Below are 22763 nucleotides of genomic sequence, written 5' to 3'. Positions count from 1 at the left end.
ATGGATTATTTTAAAAATCTAGTTAAATTAAATTCTCCTTGTATATTATTTTCTTGATAATCTATTGCTTTTCTTAAAATCAATAGAAATTGTATTTCATAATCAACAACTCCGCGCAATTCACTTTGTAATATTTCTAATCCCCCATTAGCATACTCTTCAAATACTTGAGTCCGTTTATCCTCATATACATCTTCTCTAGAAGCAAGTATTTGGATATCACTTGTCTCAACAATTCCTAATAATTTGATAATTTTGTCATAACCCAGTGAAGCAAAATTTTCTTGTGGAATTGGAGAAGGCTCTCTTTTTGTAGTATCTCCCAGAGGAACACTTTTTTTATACTTTACTCCTAATGCTGCCGCAAATATCATCACCTCCACATAAGTTTGGAAAAGTCCCGGTGTTTCCTTAGACGCTAGTAACGACTTCACCAACTCAGCCTTATCCTGAGCAATTTTGATTCTATTTGCAGCCATAATTATAAAATATACACCCTTAACATCATAAACCAAACCTAACCTACTAATACTACAATCTTATCCTCTTCTTTGCGCCTTTGCTCCTTAGCGACTTTGCGCGAAACAAAAAATCAAAAAACATCCTCATAAACCAGAGAAAGAGGAAACGTAAAATCAACACTAACTAAATGTACATTATCACCCTCAACAAAAGGATGTAACTCCCATAAACCCCTATCATTTAAGCGAAAACAATCCAAACCGATTTTATCAGCACTAATTAAAACATATTCTTGCAAAGATTCAATCCGTCTATACTGCTGAAACTTTCCCCCCCTATCATAAGCTTCCGTACTTGGAGAAAGCACCTCAACAATTAAGCAAGGAAATTGAATAAACTTAATAGCTTGTTTATCCCGTTCATCACAACTTACCATGACATCAGGATAATGAAACGGACCATTTTCCGATATACCCACTTTAGCATCTGCCATAAAAGGACGACAATTACCACCCCGCAAATGATTTTTTAACCCAGAAGCCAAATTTAAAGCAATAGTAGAATGGGGAATAGTTCCCCCAGTCATAGCAAAAACTTCACCATTGATATATTCATATTTAATATCTTGCTGTTCCTCCCACTCCAAATACTCCAGAGGACTCATATAACTTTTCTCAAAATTAACAACCATAACATTTACCTCCTGATTTTGCCTAAAACAAATTAACTAAAAATTTGCAACAACCAGCGATTAACCTCACCATCATGTTGACATTCTCCTTCACTTGTTCTGCGAAAACTGGTATTTACCCAACCTTTAATTTTAATGTTTTTCAATGTCGCATAAAAATTCACAACATTTGCAACAACATTATGATTATTTCCATGAATTGAACCAACAGGTGACATTTCTACCCTCATGTAATTCTGATAAAAATAAAATTTTCCTTGCTGATAATCAGAATGTTCAGCAACCTCCAGAAACTCATCCCAACTCACACTTACCCAAGTATCCGTCACCAAACCTAAAGAACTAATAACCATAACTTTCTTCCTCTGCGTCCTCTGCGTCTCTGTGGTTCGTTACTCTTCTATCGTTCAACCTCAACAATTTCAGTATATTCAAAACCATTCAAACTCTGACGAACCAAAGCATATCGTTCCCTCCCCAACTCAATAAAATCCTGTTCACAATTAGGCTTAGAAGAATAATAAACCAAAACATATTCCTTCCCAATCTTATCAGCAATTTCCTCCTCAACCTCAACCCGCCACTGAGTCTTAGTCACCAACACAACCAACTGATTTGCTAACTTAGGAATAGTTCGCGCAATGTGACGACGAGAATTAGCATCTAAACTCCCAAAAGGAGAATCCATAACAATAGGAAAAGTGCTACTATCAGGAACCATCATCATTTTCCGCTTCTCACTCCAGTCACGCACCTTATCAATAATACTAGCGATAAAAGATAAACTGAGAATTTGATTTTCTCCCGTAGAAGCTGCGACTGGTGCTTCAAATCCCGTCGTATTTTCCACCAAACTCAACTCATACTTTTCGCTAATTTTGGGAACATAGGGAGTAAAAGAAATATCTGAGAAAATTTCCTGTACCCGCTGTTCCAATTGGAGACGAAATTGATTTTCTTGACGGTTTTTAACTTCCGATAATCTGTCAATTGCATCTTGAGTAGCATTAATGCGACGCTGTGCTAAAGATTGTTTTTCCTCATTTTGTTTTTGCTTAGATATTTGTTTTATCAAAGCATCAATAGCTGTTTTTAGATGAGAAACTTCCTGTTGATTTGCACCTTGTTCTCGATTTAAGTCATCAATTTTAGCTTCAATTTCATCAAGACGTTTTTGTAAACTACTAATTTCCTCATTGGGATCTTTTCGGAGTTGTTCTTGAATAGTTGCTAATTCCAATTCAACTTGATTAAGATTTTCCCGTAACTGTTGAATTCGTACTTGTTCCCTGTCTGCTTCTTCCCAAAAAGCAACTGCTTGTTTATCAATTTCATCAACTTGCGCGCTCATTCTGATTGCGGTTTCTTCTACAGTCGAAGAACCAGATTTTCTCATCAAATTCTTGACATGAAAATGGGTGTGAGTTCCTTCCCTTAAATCTGCACCACAAATACAACGTCCAGTATTGAGTAAATCATTGATAAATTCCCGCGAAATTCCCGCAGTTAATTCACCTTTTTGTTTTAAATCTGTAAATATTTCCCGAAACTTAGCGGTAGTTTCCGATAACAGAACAGTATAACCCCGTGCGGAAATAACCTTTTTCAAATTCTCCCGTGTTTTTTTCAACTCTTCCCGTAAACTGTCTTTTTGCGATTCTAAACTTTGCTTTCTTTCCTGTAATTCCTTAACAGCACTCAATTCTCGTAACTTATTACTAACTTCCTTTTTAAAAGTTTGCTGATATTCCAATTCTTGATTTATTTCCGTTTGACGTTTATTAATATTGTCAATTTCCAGTTCTTGCTTTTCTTGCTGATTCAACAACTGTTTAGTTTCCGCGTCACCAATATGTTTTAACTCAGTTTCTAAACTCTTCTTAGCATCTTTCAAGTGTTTAATCGAAAGTTCAATAACTTCCACACCCAAAAAAGTTCTAATGGCTTCAGAAATTTCCGCTTTATTATCAGAACGGACAATTTCTTCAATGCGTTCACCGTCAAAGAAAAAATATTGATGTAAACTTGCTGGTAAAATCTGAGTAATAATTTCCTCAGCTTGTTGAAGAGGAAAATACCATTTTCCATCATCTCCAGCAACTTGAATTTTCAACTGAGTTTTCCCAGCTTCAATCACATCACTTTCATTTTTGTAAACCCGACAACCACGAGTAGCGCGATAACGATTACCTTCATGTTCCCAACCGACTTCCACCCAACATTCCACAGGTTGACTAGGTTGAGATTCTGAAATTGCGCGTTTATTTACTAACTGTTCCGTTGACGCAAAAGCCGCACTAAATTTTTCATATAAAACCCAAGTAAACGCATTCAAAATACTAGTTTTACCTGCACCATTACTACCATAAATCATCGTAGTGTTGCGAACATCTCCACCAGCCAAAGTTATCTCTGGAGTTTTCCCATAAAAAGAACGAAAATTACATAATTTAATCGAAGTTAGCTTCATTGCACCGCTTCCTTCACAATAGTGAGAATATCATCATTAATATGACCCTTACTCTTTCTATCTAACCGACTTTTCTCCAACCTCCATACCTTCTCAATAATTTGCTTCACTTCCGGTGGTGCGCTGGTAATTGGTTCTTGAACATCTTCAATATTTGCTTCTGGTATCATTTCAAAACAGCAATAGATTTATTTTCTATTTTAACCAGTTCTGATACTATTTTTATATAATCGGGATGCACAACCAGCCTTTGGTTCATTACAAATTTTAACGCAGCCAGAAGCCAGAAGCCAGGGAATAAATTCCCTGTCTAATAGCTCAAGTCGGTTAAAACCGACTATTATGGCGGTATATACTTGGATGAGATAGACAATTGACCAGAAAATCTATAAACTAAAAGACTTTCAAGTCTGTTCCCTGCTATATCAAATTCAAGTTAAAATGAAAATTGTACCCTAGCTTTAGAAAAACTAACTATGACAGTTACTATTGCTAAATGGAGTTTAGACGACTATCATCGTATGATTGAAATTGGCCTTTTAGCTGGTCGTCAAGTTGAACTACTAAATGGAGAAATTATCAACATGGCACCAGAAGGACCAGAACACGCGCAAATTAATACTGATTCTGCTGAATATTTGCGGGAATTACTCGGTTCAAAAGCACTGGTAAGAGATGCAAAACCGATTACAATACCTAGTAGCAATTCAGAACCAGCACCAGATTTAGCAATAGTTGAACCACTGCGGGCTATTTATCGCAGTCATCATCCTTATCCTGAAAATATATTTTGGTTAATCGAATATTCTAAAACTACTTTAAGTAAAGATTTAGAGATAAAACGCAAAACCTATGCTGCTGCATTAATTAATGAGTATTGGGTAGTAGACTTAAAAAATCAACAATTAAAAGTGTTTAGAGAACCAATAAATGGTAATTATTCTAGAGAATTAACCTTTACTTGCGGTGAAATATCTCCATTAGCATTTCCAGAAATTAAAATTTCTATTCAACGATTACTACAAGGATTTTCACAATAAATCAATTGGGTGCGGCTTTTTTGAGCCGGCAAAAATAAATTCAGGCTTTGGGGGTTGACTTGCCGCGCTAGGGGTGATATTCTGATAATGGGAATGCGTGCCTCAATAAAAATTTTATCACCACTCCATTATATTAATATAGCACATCGCCGGCGATGTTGCAAGCCAAACCCCGAAAAAAAAATTTCGCGCCCAACGTAAAACTGAGAAATTGTGTAGAATTGCTAGGTGTAACGTTGAAGCTAGATAATGGATTTTAATCTGCAAGCACCTTTTGTCCCCACCGGTGATCAACCACAAGCGATCGCACAACTTTCTGCTAGTATTCAAACAGGAAATCATTATCAAACATTACTGGGTGCAACAGGAACCGGTAAGACATTCTCCATAGCCGCAGTCATTGAAAAAGTCGGTAGACCTACCCTAGTATTAGCCCATAATAAGACATTAGCCGCCCAGTTGTGTAACGAACTGCGGGAGTTTTTTCCTCATAATGCAGTTGAGTATTTTGTCAGTTATTACGATTACTATCAACCCGAAGCATATCTACCTGTTACTGATACTTATATAGAAAAAACATCAGCGATAAATGAAGAAATAGATATGTTACGACATTCCGCCACCCGTTCCTTATTTGAACGCAAAGATGTGATTGTTGTGGCTTCAATTAGTTGTATTTACGGTTTAGGAATGCCGGCGGAATACCTGAAAGCCGCAATTCGATTACAATTGGGAATGGAAATTGATCCGCGTCAAGTTTTACGGGATTTAACAGCAGTTCAATATACTCGCAATGACATAGAAATGGGGAGAGGAAAATTTCGAGTTCGGGGTGATGTTTTAGAAATTTCTCCTGCTTACGAAGATAGAATTATTAGAGTGGAATTTTTTGGTGATGAAATTGATGCAATTAGATATGTAGATCCTGTGAGTGGGGAAATTCTCCACAGTTTAGAAGCAGTAAATATCTACCCTGCGCGTCACTTTGTTACTCCTAAAGAAAGAGTAGAAATAGCTTGTGAAGATATAGCCACCGAATTAAAACAGCAACAATTAACATTAGAATCAATGGGGAAATTAGTGGAAGCACAACGCATTGATCAACGCACCCGTTATGATTTGGAAATGTTAAGAGAAGTGGGATATTGTAACGGCGTAGAAAATTATTCCCGTCATTTAGCCGGAAGACAAGCGGGAGAACCACCAGAATGTTTAATTGATTATTTTCCCAAAGATTGGTTATTAGTGATAGATGAATCTCATGTTACTGTTCCCCAAATTCGCGGAATGTATAATGGAGATCAAGCGAGAAAAAAAGTATTAATAGATCATGGTTTTCGACTTCCTAGTGTGGCGGATAATCGTCCTTTGCAAGCGGAAGAATTTTGGCAAAAAGTCAATCAATGTATTTTCGTTTCTGCAACTCCAGGAAATTGGGAATTGGAAATTTCGGAAGAGAATATTATTGAACAAGTAATTAGACCGACGGGAGTAATTGACCCAGAAATATTTGTGCGTCCCACGGAAGGACAAATTGATGATTTATTAGGAGAAATAAAAGATCGAGTTGACCGTCAAGAAAGAACGTTAATTACTACATTAACTAAACGCATGGCAGAAGATTTGACTGAATATTTAGCAGAGAGGGGAATTAAAATCAGATATTTACATTCAGAAATCAATTCCATTCAACGGATTGAGATTTTACAAGATTTGCGAAATGGTGTTTTTGATGTGTTAGTCGGTGTAAATTTATTGCGGGAAGGTTTGGATTTACCTGAAGTTTCGTTAGTTGCAATTATGGACGCAGATAAGGAAGGATTTTTGCGGACTGAACGTTCGTTAATTCAAACTATCGGCCGGGCTGCGCGTCATATTAGAGGAAAGGCAATTTTATATGCTGACAAATTAACAGGAAGTATGATTAAAGCCATTGATGAAACTGATAGAAGAAGAGGAATTCAAACGGCTTATAATAAACTGCATGGAATTACGCCGCAACCGATTATTAAAAAACAAACTAATTCAATTTTATCTTTTTTAGATGCTTCTCGTCGTTTAAATGCCACTGATTTAAAAATGGTTGATGAACATTTAGATGAATTATCGGTGGAAGATATTCCAGAGTTAATTACAATTTTAGAAAAACAGATGAAGGAAGCAGCGAAGAAGATGGAATTTGAAGAAGCTGGAAAATTGCGCGATCGCATTAAGCATCTTCGAGATAAAATGTTGGGACGTTAATATATAGCATTTATGTACAAGATTTTTTTCAACGAACCACAGAGGCACAGAGAACACAGAGAAAGAGAGAAAGGAGATGTTTGTATTTTATTAGGATTGCTATATATTATCATCACAGTAGTAGCATCGTGATTATTCTGTAATTTTTCCTCTAGTCAACTTAATTTGTCCGCGCTTATTTTTACTATCAAGACGTTTTCTTTGAGAATTGCGACTTGGTTTAGTTCGTTTGCGTTTTCGAGGTAAAACAGACACACTTTTAATCAGTTCTTGAAGTCGTCGGCAAGCCTCCTCCTTATTTTGTTCTTGACTGCGGTATTCCTGCGCTTTAATCACCACAACTCCCTCAATAGTAATGCGGTTATCCTTCAGCTTCAAAAGCCGTTCCTTATAGACTTCTGGTAAGGAAGAAGCACCAATATCAAAGCGCAAATGAATAGCAGTAGCCACCTTATTAACATTTTGACCACCTGCACCCTGAGAACGAATTGCACTAATTTCAATATCGCTATCAGGAATAATTACTGTCTGGGAAATTTCTATCATTTATATGCAGTAATTCATATCTATAATACTAGATCCTAATATACAGCAATTTTCATATAACTGTAAACAATTATCAGCTATGAACAGGAACAACAAAAAAGAGGAAGTTTTTACTTCCTCGTAGTAGTCTGTCAATCCAAAAATGACGGGTAAAGGCAAGCAGGGGGAGAAGAGGGGCAGGGGGAAGGGGGAGTAGGGGAGAGAAAAACAGAAGTTTTTTCCGATCATTACCCGTCAAAATAAATTTGACAGACCACTAGGTAAGCTTTAAAAAGGGTGTAAGGAAGAAAAAAATAACCACTAAAAATTATTCACAATACTAAATAAACAGCACTTCTGGCAAGATCAAGAGTAAAAATCTTATTATCGTAGAAACTAAATGGACCACGATATGCTGTTTCCAGGGTATTTATACCATCATAAACAGTGGTTAAAGCAACATCACGTCCACCCAAGAAAGGTAAGGGTAAAATACCAGTACCTAAAATTTGCTGTATTTGCTCTGAATTTAAGTCATCCAAAAATGTCTTTTCCTGTAAGTCAGAAATTATGATTGTAGCCATGATCTTATTGCCTCATCAAACAGTGAATAGTTCTGGTAAACTTGACAAAATTGCCCTTGAATATGCTGAAATAATTAACGATTTACCCAAGCATTAACTGTCCGACCATAATCTACCGTATTAAATTTATTATCATGAAAGTTACCGGCTCCTTCATAAGTTGTTGATATGCTGTTTAGTCCATCATAAACGGTGGTTATAAAAACATTAGGACTTAGCCCTAAATTGGGATATCCCCCCCAAAAACCTCCCCCTAATAAAATACCTAATTTTGATATTTTTAAATCATCAATAAAGGTCACTAAATGACTAGGATACAAGTCATTAATTACTATTTTCTCCATTATCGTGTCCTCAAAATCATTAATTCATTTAACTACTTAATTCTGACATTTTTCTTTTAGGAATAATCAAAAAGTTGCATATTAACGTCTATTAAAAAAGACATAATTTATTGAATTATGTCTTGAGTATAATACCTTATTTAAAGCTCTAAACCATTTTTCTGTAACTTCTTAAATGGATCTAAAATAAAGTCAATAACTCGACGTTGACGAATGATTACTTCGGCACTTGCTGTTTGTCCAGGGGTGAGAGGAATCTGTTTGCTACCAACTTGAATATAAGGATTTTCTAAAGCGATATCTAATTCATAAGTTTCTATTCGGTTAGAACTATTTTCTTGAATTTTAGAGTTAGGTGAAATCCAACTAATCTGTCCTGATACAATTCCATATTCTTGGAAAGGATAAGCATCAAATTTAATTTTTACTGGCATTCCTACCTTGACAAAACCACTATGTTGACTGGGCATACGGGCTTTCAAAATCAAAGCGGTATTTTCGGGAGCAATTTGAGCAATCATTTGTCCTAATTGTACCACAGAACCAGGTTTTTTAATAGGTAATTCAAAAATTATTCCATCAATAGGAGAGCGGACAATTCGCTGTTTTAGTTGTAAATTTAAAGATGCAAGCTGTCCTTTTGTTTGCATCATTTCTGATTGAAGAGAAATTATTTGATTTTGGATGTCTTTAAACTGTTCCTGACTTTTTAATAAAACTAATTCTCCTCCTTGCATAGAACTTTTATAACTATTTTCTTCTTCTTGTAAACGTAGTTTTGCCTGTTCAATATCTGAGCGAACTTGATTCATTAGTGACTGATAACGGCTGACTTCTTCTTTTAGTCGTAACTGTGCTGTTTGCAGATTAAATTTTGCTTCTTCTTGTGAACGTTGACTTTCTTCGGCAATTTTTTCCAATTCTACTACTTTAGTTTGAGAAATTATTCCTTGCTTTAACAATAGCCGATAACGTTCAACTTCAGCAACATCTCGACGTAACCGACTTGTAGCTAATCTATAGTTAGTTTGAGTAGATCGTATATTCTGTTTTACCTGATCAATTTGGGCTAATTTCTCCAAATTCTGGAAATTATAGGCACTTTTTTTAGTCTCAAATGTTTGTTGGGCTTGATTAAGTTGAGCAAGTTTTTCTAATGATTGAGATTGATTTTGCTGACGTTGAATATTAATTGCCATGAAGACTTGATTTTTCAGTATTTCCAGTTGAGATTGTCGATTTTTCAACCCCTCTAATTTATCTTTTATTTGTTGTATTTCTGTTTGTAAAACATCAGATTGCATTTCTACCAATACCTGTCCAGCTTTAACGATTGCACCTTCTTTAACATTAACAGCAACTACACTACCAGTTACCGCACTATCTAATTTTTGTGTTGCCCCTTTGGGTTCTATTCTGCCACTAGCACTTCCTGTTTCATCAACTTTAGTTAACATTGCCCAAGGTAAAATAATTGCGGCAAAACTGACTAATAAATACAACATGGAACGAGTCCATACTTTTGGTAAAGCATCTAATAATTCTTCTGTACCATAAAACCAATCTTGGGCTTTATTTAATGTCTGAGTCTGAGGTTGATTTTGGATAAAAGCAGTAGATTCAGTTTGATTCTGCGGCTTTATGGTAGTTGTTGGTTGTGTGTAAACTGACTGTGGCATAAATAATTTTAGAATTCTGGTTATAGATCCCCAACTTCTTCAATAAGTCGGGGATCTGGTTATTAAACAATTAATTTGTTTGTGCTAATTGTTGTTGATTGAGATAGAAATAATGTCCTTTTTTGGTAATTAATTCTTCATGTGTACCGCTTTCTACTAAAACACCACGATCTAAAACTAAAATTAGATCAGCATGACGAACTGTAGAAAGACGGTGAGCAATAATTACACTTGTACGTCCTTGGAGAATTTTTTTGAGGTTGTTCTGAATAATCCGTTCAGATTCAGCATCCAGGTGACTTGTAGCTTCATCTAATATTAAAAGTCGCGGATTTCCCAGTAAAGCCCGGGCAATTGCTAACCGTTGACGTTGACCTCCAGATAACATTCCGCCTCCTTCACCAATTTGGGTTTCATAACCCATTGGCATCCTTTTGATAAACTCATCTGCACCTGCAAGTTGGGCAGCTTCCACAATCTCTTCTAAAGAGGCTTCTGGATGGGCAATTGTGATATTTTCCCGAATTGTTCCGCCAAATAAAAAGGTATCTTGATCAACAACTCCTATTTGCGATCGCAAAGAATGTAAGGAAATACTAGTAACATCTTGATTGTCAATTAAAACTCTTCCATCTGTCGCTAGATATAAACCCAAAATTAACTTAGAAAGTGTTGTTTTTCCAGAACCACTGCGCCCAACAACTGCTACAGTTTGCTCAGGTAAAATTTCAAAACTGAGATTTTCTAAAATATTAATCTCACTTTCGGGATGATAGCGAAAGGTAACATTATGAAAACGGATTCTCCCGATTAATCTCGGTAAAAATTGTCGAGGGTTATGTTCTAAATCTTCCTCTAGTTGTGCTTCCAGTACATCATTAATTCGTTCTGTAGCGACAATTACCTCTTGTAACTGATTCCACAAAATAATTAATCGTTGGAAAGGCTGAATAATATTACCCAGTAACATATTAAAAGCAACTAACTGACCAATAGTAAGTTGATTTTGAATGACTAACCAAGCGCCAAACCAGAGCAACCCTGTACTTGCTAAAGATTGAATAGTAGAGCTAATTAATTGCAGTTGATTACTAATTACTTGACCACTAAAGTTCTTTTTGATTAAATTGTTTAGCAACTCTTCCCAATGCCAACGAACTGTTTGTTCAATAGCCATTGAGCGAATCGAAGAAATTCCCGTCAAGCTTTGAATCAAATAACTATTTTCCAAAGTTCCTGCTGTGAATACCTCTCGACTAATCCGCCGCAAAAATGGTGTGGCAAAGAATGTTAATAACACAAAGGGTGGCACAATTGCCAATGTCATTAATGCCATTGGTGGACTGTACCAAAACATTAATCCCACATAAACAAAAACTGTTAATAAATCCAAGCCAATAGATAGAGCTTCACCCGTCAGAAACCGTTGAATTTTTTGATTTTCCTGAACACGAGAGACAATATCTCCCACATAACGAGACTCAAAAAATGACAGAGGTAAGCCAAATGTATGCTTAATAAATCCCACCATTAAAGCCACACTAATGCGATTAGCGGTGTGATCTAGTAAATATTGTCTTAACCCATTAATGGCAACCCGAAACAACCCAAAAACTAACAATCCAAACCCGACAGTATTTAAGGTTAAGATGCTACCTTGAACAATGACTCTATCTAATAAAAGCTGAGTAAATAAAGGTGTGATTAATCCAAATACCTGAATTAATACCGAAGCAATAAATACTTCTAAGAGAACCTGAAAATGCGGTTTAACTAAATCAAATAACTGCCAAAATGGCGTGTTAGCTTCTTGCGTTTTTTTGAGTGAAGTTGTAGGCTGTAACAGTAAAGCGTAACCAGTCCAACCTGCAAGAAATTCCTTAATAGTAAGCTGACGTTGGCCAATAGCGGGATCAGCAACAATTACCTGTTTTTTGGTAATTTCATAGACAACAATGTAATGTCTACCTTGCCAATGAGCGATCGCTGGTAAAGACTGTTGGGCAAATTTATCTAAACTGGCTTTCACCGGACGGGTAGCAAAACCAAGGCTTTCTGCTGCTGCACTCAAACTTCGCATGGATGCACCACTCCGGCTAACATTAGCCAGATCCCGCAGCCGGTTGATACTCAGGTTTTTTCCCCAATAACGGCCAACCATAACTAAGCAAGCAGCACCACAATCAGCAGCACTTTGTTGTTCAAAAAATGGATAGCGTTTAGTAAATTTACGCCACCAATTACCAACAACTACAGTAGGAATAGGAAAGTATTGAGGGCGTTTTTTTACTTGTGTTGGTGTGGGAATTATTGGTTGAGGTAAATTGGCACTATTTACAGTTCTTGGGGCTTCAATCAGCGGGATTTCTGAAGAATTCGCAGTGTTAATTAGCTCTGCCTTATTCAACAAAAGATGATAAACACTAGGAAACTCTCCCATTACCTTAGTTAATATTGCTTGGGGAAGATAGGCAACCTTTAAATTTATAGAAGCTCTAGCCACATAACTGCTAAAATCTTGTTCTGGAAATAAAGTTAACTCCCCAAATGATGACCCTGAAGTGAGAGTATTAATTAAATTGTTCGAGCTATCAAGTAATCTCACCTTACCAGTCAGCACAACATAAATTCCCGGCTTTGCTGTTGTCGCTTGCCAAAATTGCTTTGCTACTGGTGGTTCAATAATTTCTAAAGCCTTGGTACAATCTATAACTGCTTGATCTGATAAGCCATCACCCAAGACTTGCCTAATGTGTGTAACTAACTGTTCCTGAGAAAACGCTGATAGCATTTCCTAACCTCCAAAACACTATTATTTATTGGTCTGCATGAGATTCAATGACCAATGAAAACTAGGTTCAGGCGGAGAATGCAAATCACTAATTTTAATTGCTAAATCCTGATTTTCAGTAGTTATCAATGGGGAACTTTTATGTTTAGTAGAAAGTCCCATTTGTTTAAGGAGGCGATTAATGTGGCGATCGCTAATTTGAATTCCCAACTCTTTCGCTAAATGTTTACTCAACCATTGCGCCGTCCAATCACCAAAAGCATAGCCATATTCACGGGGACTAGAATTGACTAATTCCTTCAATCTTTCAATATATTGATGATTAACAATCTTTGGTCTACCCAATGGGCGCTGATTCCATTTGTGAGCCATCCCCGCCTCAGCAGTACCTATCCAATACCTAGCCATCTCCTGAGAACAACCAATCATGTCACAAATATGAGTTTGCGATTTGCCCATATCTGCTAACAACATAATCTCAATTCGTCGCCGATATTCTGGTTGTGAATTGCTTTGTAAATTTTTTAGCAATGTCTTTCGCTGAAAAGGCGTTAAAAACTTACTTTCATAACCATCGTAAATATCAATAACCCGATTTTGATGAGAATAAGATGACATAATTCTTACCAGTTGCCTTCTACTTTCAAATTTGGGCAAATTTATCTGTTACATCGATTGCTCAAAGACAGATGCCAGAAATTTCACAGATATTCAGTATTTAATTTGGAGGATGTTTCATGAGTATTTATGTGATTCTCAATATCTATGCAGCAGGCATAGCTGTTATGTCCCTCAATAAACAGCACTGTCTGGTAAAACACCCATAAATAAAGTCCAAAAAATTCGCTTTCTCATACCAAATTTATCTGCATTAGTTAATCATTCTCAAAATTTACCTAGCGCATGATACTATCTCTAATTTAGATTTCCAGATATTTGTAAACACTGGTATTGAAGTTAATCAATCCTCAAATATTTAAGTTCATGCAGTTCTAATTACCCAATAATTATGGAACAATTGTGCTAAAAATTGCAGCCCCAAAATAGATAAGCTCATAAGGATGTAATCTATCTCTTACACTAGCCTAAAATGAGAAAACTCTCATCAGCAGACGTTCTTAAATATGAAATCGTCTACTCGATAGCTAAGACTGAGCCATTCAGTTTAGATAAAAAAGTGATGAAGCTTTGATTGTTATCTTTAAATTCTGCTATATCTTCTTCTAAAATTTATATAAAAAATAAAATCTTCATCTAAACTTCATCATTTCTTCATATAAAATTTATATCAACTTAAAGCTGATAAGTAGGTTGGCGTTGAAAATTGTCGTCATAGCACTAGGCAAGAGGCAATACTTCGACTTCGCTCAGTAACCAGAGGCAAGAGTAAAGAAGTTTTCAGCGATTTTACATTTCTTTACACAGTTTGGTTTTATTGTGTTCACCTACTTATAAATATGGTTAGTAATTTCTAGTAAATCCTATTGTAGAATTTTATATCCATGAAAAAGAAGCTGTAAAATTATTACAACTTCTAATTGCAGTTATATCAATTGCCAGTTGACATAACAGTAAAAATTTGCAAATAAGAGTATGATTTCACCATGACCTTCCGTTTCCTCATCTACCTTGATTACCAAAGTTAGCCAAACCTTAGTCACAGGAAATTTGCTAGAAAAAGTTATCTAGCCATCTGAATTTAATTAGGGCAACCCACCACCCTAATTGAAAACTGCTCAAGCTTCTGAGGAAAAATAACCACCTTTAGTCATGGTTCATCAGTCTTGATGGAGAATTTAATTAATGAAAAACTGAATGCAAAAGCAATCAGCCTATATGTTTCATGTACAGACACAAACAGTTTTTTGGGAAAAATGCAATTTGTCTGCTATGAACCTTTATTTAGGTTGCTATTTCTAATTTATAAGATGTTACCAGTGTATATTTGCCATTGTGGCAGAACTTTACAAAGGATTCAGTAATTGCAGTTACTCACATTGAGCATCATACTGAGTAACAAGCAATTACGATATAATCAGCAACTATGCCGACTTTTTTCCCCGACCATTGGCGCGTGCTTCAGCATGATGCTTGCCGCCAACTTCCATATAAGCTAAATCCTTAATCTTGCTTAAACAGTTAGATGCCAGATTGCCTTCGGATCTTTTCTCTGTGGGTGGTTTAGCAATTTTGAGAGTTTCATTATTTTGTGTATTCAAGCGACTCATGCGAGCGTTTTCTTTCAATATGCGGTTATAAGTGCGATAAGGAATATAGTGCATGGGATTATAGCCCACAAACCGCAACATTAAAACACAAGCCCAAGAATACTTACCTGCCAAAATCGCTTCGACTACTTGGTCTAACTGTTCAGGATGGATTTTTGGTTCTAAGTTGTTACCACTGCCAGCAATATCTTGATTCATAATCTTAGTTATCTTTGAATTGAGTAAATTAGTCCAGTTGGGAGCAAATGCGATGGTCTTCAGCCAAATTGCTGTTGCGGGAACAACCGGAACCTATAGGTAATCAATTGGTGGCAGATGTTGAGAAAAGTAACAACTTTCGATAAAAGTCCGGTACTTGCGAATATTGATACCTGACGGGAATGGGAATCAGAAAACTGGATCTCTACGATTACCCATTTAACTAAGCTAAAACGCGCATTTGACCTGATGATTTTTTCCATAACCTGACCTGTGATTGAAAACCTGACTATTTTTAATCAAGTCTGTGTACTGCTGTGCCTTGCCGTGTATACCCTGATTTTCTGGGCAGTCTTACAGTTTTCATTTAGTAATATCTATAGATCACAGAAATAATATGTATTAATTGTGTCTGGGCTGTAGATTTATACTTACCAATGAATCAAAGGTAAAAATTTACCTTTTCTGTGGTTTCTACCTGGAGGAATTGAGTTTGGCGTAGCTTTTCGTAGATGCAATTATGTCCTCTTGAAATTTCCAAGTGGAAATTTTCTGCTTCTCCCTAGTTACTGCTGTATAACTTCTTACCATTAATTGTGGTGCTTTTGCTGTAAAAGCTCACAATTACTGAATGGAATCAGGAAAACCATTGATTTCTCAATTTCAAAAGCCACATTTTTATTTATACTATTTTTTGTCGCTAATGTCATCTGCCAAGGTGGCAAGATTTAAGTTAAATTTACTGAACTTATCTAGATATTTACTTATGTCTTGTGCAAGTTTGATTTTTGTCCCCAGTTGGCAAAAAATGAGGGGTGTTACCCCCCACTTTAATCTCAATGGCAGATGTTATCATCGTTATACAAAGCAAAAAAACTACGAATCACCTTTGTCTATGCTCCGTAGCATATAGATAGTCGTCGCAACTATAGCTCAAAAACAAATGAACTTTAATTACCACAAATTTAATTTTTATATAATAATTACTTTAATGAGAATCATTGCTTTGTAGGCACTCTAAAGCTTTAAGTCCTAAAATTCTGACGACAATAAAAATAAATATCAATTACAAAATAATTCCATAATTAACAGTATTGTTTATTGTTAATACTCTGGGTTTCGATATTAATCTAAATTACCAATATGTTTGCTTTTATATAAAAAAATACCTGTAGCTATATCTGGACAGCAAAAACTGGATCACCATGAACCTTTCACTATTATCTTATTTGTTTAGTAAAAGCTATTTGTTTATTAGGGAAAATTAGCATTTAATTAAATAACTAGGTTGGTAATTATATGTATGCAATTTATTAATATAAGTAAGATTACAGTAATATTCATTAAACTGATTCGGTAAGAAGAACCATCATTATTTATGGTCAATTGCCGCAGATTATTCTTGTCAAAGCCGATACTTAGGTAGAAAATAAAGATCAAGTCCGTATGGCTAAGTAATTCTTAACAAATCAAATTTGCTCAAATTTCCGGGTCTCAAGCGCTACTATTCAGCTTTGAGAGCGAATTATTAACTGAGATTTTCTCAATAACTTGCCCAGAAATTTATCCGGTAGTTGCTTGACAGATCAGAATGAGGAGGTTATAGTGTAACTCCCAAGCTGTTTAAGTTTTTAAACAAGTTGGGCAATTTTCACAAGCAGTTCGCTAGATCGAAATTTTGACTCTATTACAACTAGCTGGGAACTTATCAGCTAAATTAGGAGTCGTAAACACTAAGTGCATTTGAACCTGACTAACCTGACATCATAGATTGATAAAGCTCCTGCTGTCCTTGCTTTATTCAACTAGCCTGCATCTACTCATATTACTAAATTTAAGGTCTACTGAAAAACTCTCATCTTTTCCCAACTAGATTCGAGGATTTTTTGGGTGATTAATCGCAATCTTTTTATGTCCCATAACCCTAAATGAAGTGGGGGAATTGGTAGTTATTTTGTTGTAACTTAGCTAAAAAAGTTACTTTTGCCGATCACCGTTTAAAAGTGTTGTTGTATAACAAGCCTCTGCAAAATCTAATTACTGATGATTGATAGAGGTATCTTTGAAAGCATTGGTTTTCAGATTTAAATTCCTCAACTCTTAAACATTACTGATTTTTTGGCTAAATTCCGGGAACAACAGGAAAATAAAATTTCCCGAAATAATTGTTAGATATTTATTTATAATCCCAACAAAAAGATCCCTGACTTCTCGAAGAAGTCAGGGATCTAAAGAATGCTAAATTTAACGAATTAGCAAATAGATTCCCCAAATAGCCATAGCGCGGAGATAGGTACTAGCGCGGAAAGTGCCATTAGCGGTGATTGCTTCCGGTGTGCGAAATTGCAAACCATTGTCGTAAATTTGCCTCACCACAGCCTCAGTTAACCGCATTGCCTCATTTTTCATGTTCATTTGCACCAGGAAAGCTGCTAGACCAAAATTGATTCCCGTCCAAACTTCCAAAGGATGAGTAGAATTGGGATTTTCGGGTAAACCATTGGGAAGAACACCATTAGCAGCGCCAAATTCACCATTTTGAAACTTGAGAAAACAGGAATCATATACTTTTGTTAAGGCAGACACAGCGCGATCACTGGGAACAATATCTGGTAAACTCAATAGACGAGCGTAAAATTGCCCACACAATTGGTCAGCCATCACCACATCAGAACCACTGTCACTATCCAAACGGTAATACTCACCATTCCAAAGCTTCTCCTGATAAATTGGCTTCGATTGACTTAACCAACCTTGATAAATAGACCCTTGCACCTCCACCTCTGCGTCCTCTGCGCCTCTGCGGTTCGTTAAAATCTTAGAAATAGCAATAGCAGCTTCCAAAGCAGCTAACCACAAACCACCACAATAAGCACTCACACCTTGTAAACGCCAATCATCAAAAGTTTGGTCAGGAGCGCCAGAATTTTCTGGTATACTGTCACCATCGAGATCAAAAGTTTTCACATAATCGAGAGTTTGGACAATAGCATCCCAACAATCTGCTAAAAACTGAATATCATTTGCACCGGTAAACAGAAAATCTCGATATACCTGCAAGACAAAATCACAACCTAAATCTTTCCACAGATTGCAATCTTGATAACTAGTATAATTGGTTTTTTCCCAAACGTGTTCATTGGGTGCGCCTAAATCGTGGGGTGTCGCACCGGCAATTTTCCGAACTGCGTTGGGACTTTCAGATTTGATAGTTAAATAATAACCGATTATTCTAGTTCTATCATCACTTTGGGGAATTGCCCTAGCAAAAGCGCGAATTACCGATTTTTCCAATTCAGGGAATAACATCAATAACCCAAAAGAACCATATAACCGCACATCTAAACTTTCATACCAACGATAATCTAAACATTCTAACACGGCAAATTGACCAACGGGATCAATTTCTGATGCCGCACTCCAGAGAGTTCCTCCACTGGTTAAATCGTAGAGTTCGTTAAATAAAGCCATTTTGAACCAGTCAGGTAAATCTGATTTTGCCAAAATGGGATTTTGCCAATCTTGAATGAGCGATCGCCAATTCTGATATTCTTTAAGAGCAGTAGTGGCAATCTGCCAAGCATTCTCACCATTACAACCAAAAAAGTCTGTATATCTGCGGTAATAGTTGACTCCCGCGGCAAATTCTGTAATGGGAAAATCCCAACTTAGCACCAAGGGAACTTCTAAATTTTCCCCAGGTTGCAAAGTGAAACGCACCGCAATTGCTGCACCTAATCTGGTATTTTCATCTGCGGGAGTTTCATCTAGATAATTAGGTAAAGAACCATCTGTAGAGAAACTTTGCCAAACATCTTCACCATTACCAATAGGATTAAATCGGGAATGATGAAATATTTCAACTTTGGGATTCTTTGCAGTTGCAACACACCAAGTTCCGTCTCCTTCTTGAACAGTCTTACTATCAGAAACTTGACCTAAAACGCAACCAAAATATTGATCATCTTCTGCTATGCAATTATAATTTCCTTGACTTTCTCCCCAGCGTGGTACATATTCATAAACTGGACTACCATCATCTCTAACTCTAACTTCAGGAGATTTTAAAGTATTAGTAAACCAACCCACCATATTTTCCCAAGTTAGCATAATGCTAATAGTAATTGGTGCATTTGTAGGGTTGTGGGCTTTCCACAAAAAAACTGCGACAGGATAACTGGCTTCTTGATAATTATCTGCCCAAATTGGGGAAAATTGCTCACAAGTTAATTGAGTTTTTAAGACATTTTCATAAACAAACCAACTGCGGGGATAAAGTGCATGATATGTACCTGAATTCTGTTCCTGAGACTGTGGATACCATTGCCAAGATTGCAGTGTATGATCTTCTGGAGATTGGGTAGATAATGCGTAAGCTTGTCCTGATTCAAAGATACTAAATTGACAAGCGGGAACGGTTTTGAAGGTATGTTCTCCCCCGTCAATGTGCCACAGGTTAAAGTCTCCTTTTGAAGAACGTCCTATACACCCTGCACCAAAGCCACCAAGGGGCATTCCGTGCCAGGGACCATCATCAATATTACTAGGATAACGGACGGTGTAGGGCTTATCCCAGCCTAAGCCAATGGGACGTTTCCAGGTGCAGGGGGGAATTTGTGGGTGGTTTGTCATGGTTTGAGTTTCACGGTTGACGCTAATGAAGAGTAGCGTGATGTGTGATTTTTCTCAAGTCATTGCGTTTACGTTTAGAGCCACAAATATACTGAAATTAAATGAATTTGTTTCACGCAGAGGCGCAGAGAGGAAGAGTTTGAGAGATGGAATTTTTGCCTCTTGATGGGGAATAATAAAATTATATACCTTGTCACATCAGAGCAAATTTAAACCAATATGGACTGGACAACACCACTCAAGGCACAACAGACTGATTTTATTCAAAGACTTAAATCTGCTAAATTACTCCATTGTGATGAAAAAGGTCAGCATAGTGAATTAACTGTAATTTCTGGCAAAAGGTTAGACCAATTACGGGATTTTTGCTGGGAAATGGCTGAAAAATATAGACGAACTTCTCGCGTCGCTATTCGTGATGTTTTTATCAACAATATGAAGGGGAAGTTAGCTGAGGAAGTTGTTAAATCCCGTTTAGCTGATTTTGTCACAGAAGTTGACTATGAAAAGCGCGTTGGTGGTGATGGAAAAGTTGATTTCACCTTAACTTCTGACTCATCAATTGGTATTCAGGTTAAATCCCGGAATGGCAACTTTGATAAAATTCAATGGTCAATTAGTCGAGAAGAAATTGAAAAAAATGCTGTTCTAGTTTGTATTTTAATTCAAGAGGAAGTTAGCGAAGCTCAGGCTGAATACAATCTGATTTTGGCGGGATTTTTACCAACAAATATGATTACCTCGAATACTGGTAAAGCCTTGGTGGGAATAGATAAATTGCTTTATTCTGGCGGTTTACGCAGCTATTTAGAAAGTTTGACATCTTCTGAAGCTGACGAATATATGTGCTTGGGTTATGAGTGTCTTCAGAAAGAAGATTATCAAAATGCTATTGCTTATTATACTCAAGTATTGCAACTGAAACCAAATAATGAAGATGCTTACTTCAACCGAGGATATGCCCATTATAAATTAGGAGATAATCAGGGTGCAATTGATGATTACACTCAGGCTATCAATATTGATCCTAACTATGTAAATGCTTATCACAACCGAGGAGTTGTCCGTGATGATTTAGGAGATAATCAGGGTGCAATTGATGACTTTCAAACAGCCGCAGATATCTATAAGCAAATAGGTGATGAAGCAGGTTACAAGGAGGAACTTTCCTACATTTCTCATTATAGCACTGAATGGATTGATACATGGGAACATTAATCTTGTACGACTTACATACGGTTTATCAAAAATCGGCTCTTGCGTCCCGACCATCACAATAAAGACAATATGTTAATCTTGCCTAAGATACAAAGTTGGGTTAAAGAAAATGAAATCTAACCTTGTTTCTCTATTTCTTACTTTTCTGAATCAATGTATTATTGTTTTGCTCAAAAGTGATTGCTTTAGCTTGTGGAAAATATAAATGCGATCGCTCTTCCTGATAAACTATACTGTGAGCGATCGCACCCTTTATCATCATTTATCAGCAACTTTGAGGCTTTTAACTTCAACTGTTAGAAATCAATCTTAGTCCAAATACCCAAGCAGGTGGATTATTCTCAGTATAATCACCACGAAAATAACCCATTATTAGTGATTCAGTCGGACCAGTAATCACTTCCCATGTCTTGCCAAGACGTGATGAGTATATCTTTTTGATATTTGGATTATTCGACATTGGAATATCCATGTAGGCATCATAGTTATTAAAGGTTTCAGGATACAGCCGCAGTAAGTAAGTCTGTATAAATAATCTCTGATTAGTAGTAGTTTCTACTTCAATTTCCTCATTCCAGTAGTCTTGTTCTTGAGGATGATGAAATGAAGGTATTTTCATCTTGTTATGTAATTCTTGTTGCCAGAGTGAATCTTTTTCTCCCCTTTCATCTACACTCACCATGCGTCCCTCTGCTTTAGAACGGTCTATGTATGCCTCAAAAGCATTAATGTCTTCTCGATGACTTAATACGTAACTACGTAGTTCATCAAGATTCATTACACTGAATTTCTGTATTGTCATGGTTCATATCCTCCAGTTGGCTTGATTTCAAAGTCCATATCTTCCCCAGCAAGAATATATAAATTACCTGTACGCTTATCCATGCGGATAATTTCAATACTTTTGCAAGGCCATCCAGGATAAATAATGTTGGTGAGTCGGTAGCACAGTATATAAAGCCCCTGAGCTTGATTATTTGTAGGTTGCATATCCCTTTAGTTTAACTTACTTAATAATATATGTAACGTGGTGCAGTTTTACGGATAATTAAAAGGAAATATTAAATAAGTTCCATCTTCAGTTAAAATAACTTCTCTTTTGTGAGCGTTCATATTTTATATTTTTACGCCAGCCATATATTATTTAAGTATAATATAATCTATTTCATTTTTATCAATTAATGAATAATACTACCTTTTGTATACCTTAATTTAATCTTTATGTTAAACTATAAACATTCCAAAAGTAATAAAAATACGCCCATGATTACTCAGGTGATGATTCAACCCTCATCCTGGGTAGAGTCAGGAATCGAAATCAGCAAAGTTAGAAGTTTGAATTTATTTAAATTTAGTTCAGAATTACAATCTCGGTTAGATGAACTTTCCCAGAAGAATAAAGCAGGAATGTTAAACTCAAAAGAAGAGGCTGAATTAACAGGAATATTAGAACTGGATAGGATTTTTACTTTGCTGAATGCGAAAATAATTGCTGAGTCATGACAGTTAATGATGCAACTAGAAAATTAGTTAGAGAGAGAGCAAAATTCCTTTGTGAATATTGTAATTCTTTAGAAGAGGCAAGTGCAGCTTTATTTGCTATTGATCATATTATTCCGCAAGATCCCATTTAATAAACATTCATTAGTAACTTTGA

At 36.2% G+C, this 22763-nt stretch carries 21 protein-coding genes; 5 read left to right on the top strand and 16 right to left on the bottom strand.

Annotated elements, in window-relative coordinates; translation table 11 throughout:
• Window positions 1-5 precede the first annotated feature (5 nt).
• The 5 genes from BMF77_RS02890 to BMF77_RS26455 form a co-directional block, all read right to left on the bottom strand.
• Window positions 6-479 carry a DNA phosphorothioation-associated protein 4 gene (locus BMF77_RS02890; RefSeq protein ID WP_148760502.1) on the bottom strand — a complete coding sequence of 158 codons (474 nt, stop codon included), beginning with the start codon at window positions 477-479 and terminating at the stop codon, window positions 6-8.
• 113 nt (window positions 480-592) lie between these two features.
• Window positions 593-1153: a Uma2 family endonuclease gene (locus BMF77_RS02885; protein WP_148760499.1), complete on the bottom strand. Its 561-nt coding sequence runs from the start codon at window positions 1151-1153 to the stop codon at window positions 593-595.
• A 32-nt stretch (window positions 1154-1185) separates the two neighbouring features.
• On the bottom strand, window positions 1186-1506 hold the full coding sequence (locus tag BMF77_RS02880) for a hypothetical protein (protein ID WP_210422290.1): 321 nt from the start codon (window positions 1504-1506) through the stop codon (window positions 1186-1188).
• A gap of 47 nt (window positions 1507-1553) precedes the next feature.
• Entirely contained in the window at window positions 1554-3623 is a 2070-nt protein-coding gene (locus tag BMF77_RS02875; protein WP_148760497.1) for an AAA family ATPase, read from the bottom strand.
• On the bottom strand, window positions 3620-3793 hold the full coding sequence (locus BMF77_RS26455; RefSeq protein WP_015079891.1) for a hypothetical protein: 174 nt from the start codon (window positions 3791-3793) through the stop codon (window positions 3620-3622). The genes BMF77_RS02875 and BMF77_RS26455 overlap by 4 nt, the downstream gene beginning before the upstream one ends.
• Window positions 3794-4099: 306 nt before the next feature.
• Between BMF77_RS26455 and BMF77_RS02870 the strand changes: the two genes are divergently transcribed.
• Complete coding sequence (locus BMF77_RS02870; protein WP_148760495.1) at window positions 4100-4663, top strand: Uma2 family endonuclease; 564 nt, start codon at window positions 4100-4102, stop codon at window positions 4661-4663.
• A gap of 246 nt (window positions 4664-4909) precedes the next feature.
• Complete coding sequence (gene uvrB, locus BMF77_RS02865) at window positions 4910-6907, top strand: excinuclease ABC subunit UvrB (protein WP_148760493.1); 1998 nt, start codon at window positions 4910-4912, stop codon at window positions 6905-6907.
• A gap of 132 nt (window positions 6908-7039) precedes the next feature.
• Here the strand turns inward: uvrB and arfB are convergent, their stop codons facing one another.
• The 8 genes from arfB to BMF77_RS02825 form a co-directional block, all read right to left on the bottom strand.
• On the bottom strand, window positions 7040-7453 hold the full coding sequence (gene arfB, locus BMF77_RS02860; RefSeq protein ID WP_148760491.1) for an alternative ribosome rescue aminoacyl-tRNA hydrolase ArfB: 414 nt from the start codon (window positions 7451-7453) through the stop codon (window positions 7040-7042).
• A gap of 311 nt (window positions 7454-7764) precedes the next feature.
• Window positions 7765-8016 carry a hypothetical protein gene (locus BMF77_RS02855; RefSeq protein WP_148760489.1) on the bottom strand — a complete coding sequence of 84 codons (252 nt, stop codon included), beginning with the start codon at window positions 8014-8016 and terminating at the stop codon, window positions 7765-7767.
• A 74-nt stretch (window positions 8017-8090) separates the two neighbouring features.
• A complete protein-coding gene (locus BMF77_RS02850; protein WP_148760487.1) occupies window positions 8091-8360 on the bottom strand; it encodes a hypothetical protein in 270 nt (89 codons plus the stop codon).
• Window positions 8361-8500: 140 nt separating this feature from the next.
• Window positions 8501-10039: an HlyD family efflux transporter periplasmic adaptor subunit gene (locus tag BMF77_RS02845; protein WP_148760485.1), complete on the bottom strand. Its 1539-nt coding sequence runs from the start codon at window positions 10037-10039 to the stop codon at window positions 8501-8503.
• Between the two features lie 70 nt (window positions 10040-10109).
• Window positions 10110-12830: a peptidase domain-containing ABC transporter gene (locus BMF77_RS02840; RefSeq protein ID WP_148760483.1), complete on the bottom strand. Its 2721-nt coding sequence runs from the start codon at window positions 12828-12830 to the stop codon at window positions 10110-10112.
• A gap of 21 nt (window positions 12831-12851) precedes the next feature.
• Window positions 12852-13448 carry a helix-turn-helix domain-containing protein gene (locus BMF77_RS02835; RefSeq protein WP_148760480.1) on the bottom strand — a complete coding sequence of 199 codons (597 nt, stop codon included), beginning with the start codon at window positions 13446-13448 and terminating at the stop codon, window positions 12852-12854.
• 1424 nt (window positions 13449-14872) lie between these two features.
• Entirely contained in the window at window positions 14873-15256 is a 384-nt protein-coding gene (locus BMF77_RS02830; protein ID WP_148760478.1) for a HetP family heterocyst commitment protein, read from the bottom strand.
• 2244 nt (window positions 15257-17500) lie between these two features.
• Window positions 17501-19888, bottom strand: coding sequence for a GH116 family glycosyl hydrolase (locus BMF77_RS02825; RefSeq protein WP_148760476.1), 2388 nt, complete (start codon window positions 19886-19888; stop codon window positions 17501-17503).
• Between the two features lie 219 nt (window positions 19889-20107).
• On the opposite strand from BMF77_RS02825, the gene BMF77_RS02820 reads away from it, so the two are divergent.
• Window positions 20108-21106 (top strand): tetratricopeptide repeat protein, encoded by a 999-nt coding sequence (locus tag BMF77_RS02820; protein ID WP_148760474.1) that lies wholly within the window; start codon window positions 20108-20110, stop codon window positions 21104-21106.
• Window positions 21107-21236: 130 nt separating this feature from the next.
• On the opposite strand, the gene BMF77_RS28535 is transcribed toward BMF77_RS02820, so the two are convergent.
• Genes BMF77_RS28535 through BMF77_RS02810 form a run of 3 tightly spaced genes read right to left on the bottom strand, consistent with a single transcriptional unit; the run spans window position 21237 to window position 22096 of the window.
• On the bottom strand, window positions 21237-21368 hold the full coding sequence (locus BMF77_RS28535) for a hypothetical protein (protein ID WP_256370332.1): 132 nt from the start codon (window positions 21366-21368) through the stop codon (window positions 21237-21239).
• Window positions 21369-21395: 27 nt separating this feature from the next.
• The gene (locus BMF77_RS27180) at window positions 21396-21908 is read right to left on the bottom strand and encodes a hypothetical protein (RefSeq protein WP_210422288.1); all 513 of its coding nucleotides are present in this window, start codon (window positions 21906-21908) and stop codon (window positions 21396-21398) included.
• A complete protein-coding gene (locus BMF77_RS02810) occupies window positions 21905-22096 on the bottom strand; it encodes a hypothetical protein (RefSeq protein ID WP_148760472.1) in 192 nt (63 codons plus the stop codon). Before BMF77_RS02810 ends, BMF77_RS27180 begins: the two co-directional genes overlap by 4 nt.
• 273 nt (window positions 22097-22369) lie before the next feature.
• Between BMF77_RS02810 and BMF77_RS02805 the strand changes: the two genes are divergently transcribed.
• Both BMF77_RS02805 and BMF77_RS27175 read left to right on the top strand, forming a co-directional pair.
• On the top strand, window positions 22370-22609 hold the full coding sequence (locus BMF77_RS02805; RefSeq protein ID WP_148766757.1) for a hypothetical protein: 240 nt from the start codon (window positions 22370-22372) through the stop codon (window positions 22607-22609).
• A complete protein-coding gene (locus tag BMF77_RS27175; protein WP_210422287.1) occupies window positions 22606-22740 on the top strand; it encodes an HNH endonuclease in 135 nt (44 codons plus the stop codon). The genes BMF77_RS02805 and BMF77_RS27175 overlap by 4 nt, the downstream gene beginning before the upstream one ends.
• Window positions 22741-22763 lie beyond the last annotated feature (23 nt).

This window comes from Dolichospermum sp. UHCC 0315A (assembly GCF_008121535.1).
GTDB lineage: Bacteria > Cyanobacteriota > Cyanobacteriia > Cyanobacteriales > Nostocaceae > Dolichospermum > Dolichospermum lemmermannii.
Note: the sequence above shows the minus strand (reverse complement) of the source record. Positions and strands in the feature narration are given on the sequence as shown.